At 62.1% G+C, this 1,461-nt stretch carries 2 protein-coding genes; both read left to right on the top strand.

The window, feature by feature from the left end; genetic code table 11:
• On the top strand, window positions 1-684 hold a 684-nt coding region (locus tag EN750_RS39735), incomplete at its 5' end, for a hypothetical protein (RefSeq protein WP_210212793.1).
• A gap of 464 nt (window positions 685-1,148) precedes the next feature.
• Window positions 1,149-1,460 carry a transcriptional regulator gene (locus tag EN750_RS34035; RefSeq protein WP_127399256.1) on the top strand — a complete coding sequence of 104 codons (312 nt, stop codon included), beginning with the start codon at window positions 1,149-1,151 and terminating at the stop codon, window positions 1,458-1,460.
• The last annotated feature ends 1 nt before the right edge of the window (window position 1,461 follow it).

Below are 1,461 nucleotides of genomic sequence, written 5' to 3'. Positions count from 1 at the left end.
GTTCTCGCCTTCCGACTGCCAAACAACGAACGGGGCGCCTGTCAGGCACCCGCCCTTGACTGTTTCGGCACCGCCCCCGGCGAGGGAAGACGCGACTACTTCTTGCCGGCCTTGGCGGGTGCTGCCTTCGGCTTGGCCGCAGGTGCCGCTTTCTTCACCGGCGCTGAAGATTTCGCTGCCGCAGCCTTCTTTGCCGGAGCAGCCTTCGCAGCCGGCTTCTTGGCCGGTGCAGCCTTGGCAGGTGCAGCCTTGGCAGCCGGTTTTTTTGCAGGTGCTGCCTTCTTCGCTGCGGGTTTCGCCGCAGCCTTCGCTGCAGGCTTCTTGGCTGGTGCCGCCTTCGCCGCCGGCTTTGCCGCGGCCTTGGCGGGTGCTGCTTTCTTCACTGCCGGTTTCGCAGCAGCTTTCGCTGCCGGCTTCTTGGCCGGTGCTGCTTTTGCCTTGGCCGCCGCGGCCTTCGGCTTGGCAGCGGGTGCTGCTTTCTTCACTGCAGCTGCGACCTTCGCCGTCGCTGCTTTTGCGGGTGCTTTCTTTGCCGGTGCCTTCGACGCCGGCGCTTTGGATGACTGCTTAGCCATGCGATGCCCCTTCCGTTGTGCCGACGGCCGTAATGACCCGGCGCGCTCATGCATATCTGACTCGCGGCTTGCTAGCCAGCGAAGCAATAGACTGATTTTCGCAACTTAACTTTCGGTTACGAGCGGCACACGATCGTGCTGATCGTCGCAGAAATCACTGCTGATCTTCGACCATCGGCTAGAATGTGTCGCCGACATTCTCCACACTCCGCGGGAGCGCTCTTCTCGTGAAGCTCCGAAGATCAGCGAACAGCTTTGCGTGTCGATCTTCGTTCGCCAATATCATGACCACAGCCTCAGCGGTGCGATCATCTCATGCAGGCGGACGATCTATACTGCAATGCGACAGCCGGCCAATGCATCACCTTGTCAAGCGCGATCGCAGACCCGATTGCTCGTGAATTGACAGACTACTCTATATGGCAGAGTATTCTGCACGGCATGCCGGAGTACTTCGATGTCCATCGCACAGGGGCAAATGGCGCTGTCGCCGTTCGAGATTGCCAAGACGGTCCGCCACGGCGGCGGCATGGTTGTCGGTGGCCTCCGGCTTGGCTGCACCGGAGCCGATCGATGAGTGCCGACGAAATCATCCACCAGAGCACTCGGCTCAGGATCATGGCCGCGCTGAACATGCTGGAAAGGCGCCAAACGCTGGACTTCACCGGGCTGAAGGCCATCGTGGACGTCACCGACGGGAATCTCGGCGCGCATCTCGATACGCTGGCCAGGGCCGGTTATGTCGACATCGAAAAGCTGTTCGTCGGCCGCCGGCCGCAGACGCGCGTCAAGGCGACCACGAGTGGACGGCGCGCGTTCCGCGGCCACGCCGCATTCCTGCGCAAGATCCTCGATCAGGCCGAGGCGATGCCGCGCAGGAAATAGC

It is taken from the genome of Mesorhizobium sp. M7A.F.Ca.ET.027.03.2.1 (assembly GCF_003999175.1).
Classification (GTDB): Bacteria; Pseudomonadota; Alphaproteobacteria; order Rhizobiales; family Rhizobiaceae; genus Mesorhizobium.
Note: the sequence above shows the minus strand (reverse complement) of the source record. Positions and strands in the feature narration are given on the sequence as shown.

What these genes read in the sequence shown, in the direction of transcription:
- EN750_RS34035 (WP_127399256.1), top strand. Translation starts at nt 1,149, where the DNA reads ATGAGTGCCGACGAAATCATCCACCAGAGCACTCGGCTCAGGATCATG.